This window comes from Corynebacterium sp. HMSC055A01 (assembly GCF_001809405.1).
GTDB classification, from domain to species: domain Bacteria; phylum Actinomycetota; class Actinomycetes; order Mycobacteriales; family Mycobacteriaceae; genus Corynebacterium; species Corynebacterium hesseae.
Map to the genome: position 1 here is coordinate 1 of NZ_KV797555.1, position 648 is coordinate 648.

Sequence of the window (648 nt, forward strand, 5' to 3'; positions counted from 1 at the left end):
CGCCAGTAGCCGTTGTCGGCGTGTGCCCGGTGTCAGATGCGAGTTTTTGGTACCGGTGTTCTGGGGACTCGGTACTGTCGTGTTCCGGGTAGTTGGTACCGGGCCGAGGGGTGCGTCGGCCCGGCCCGTCTGTATTAGTCGTCTGGGGTGGTGGGGGCGGTGGCTTTGCGCATGTCGAAGTCTCCGATATGGATTCGGTGGCCGTTGTTGAGGCGGCTTACGAGTGAATCGGCTCCGACTCTGTCTGGCAGTGTTTCAACCCAATAGGCGGCAGCTGATTGGGAGGAGATAAGTGTAGGCAGCCTTCCGTCGCGGTCGTGAGGTTACCCTCGTTTAGTGGACACCCTATTTGTACGGATCTTGTGTCCGTAAGAGAGGATGTTCATTGTGAGTCAACAGCGCAAGAAGTACACGCCGGAGTACCGGCGTGAAGCCGCGAATCTGGTAATCGAGTCGGAGCGACCGATCGCTCATGTGGCTAAGGAGATTGGTGTTTCCGCCGGGCTTTTAGGAAAATGGGTCAAACTCGAGCGTGAACGCCGAGGAGCCTCAGATGGGATGAGCGAGGCTGATCTTCGTGCTGAGAATGCGCGTCTGCGCCGTGAGTTGGCAGAAGCCAAGATGGATAACGAGTTTTTGTCAAAAGCG

At 57.3% G+C, this 648-nt stretch carries 1 protein-coding gene and 1 pseudogene; one reads left to right on the forward strand and one right to left on the reverse strand.

What is annotated here, in order from left to right:
* Nucleotides 1–134: 134 nt before the first annotated feature.
* Nucleotides 135–317, reverse strand: a pseudogene (locus HMPREF2604_RS14270) (ATP-binding protein); the annotation flags it as partial.
* A gap of 70 nt (nucleotides 318–387) precedes the next feature.
* Here HMPREF2604_RS14270 and HMPREF2604_RS03945 point away from each other — a divergent pair.
* On the forward strand, nucleotides 388–648 hold a 261-nt coding region (locus tag HMPREF2604_RS03945; RefSeq protein WP_246818366.1), incomplete at its 3' end, for a transposase.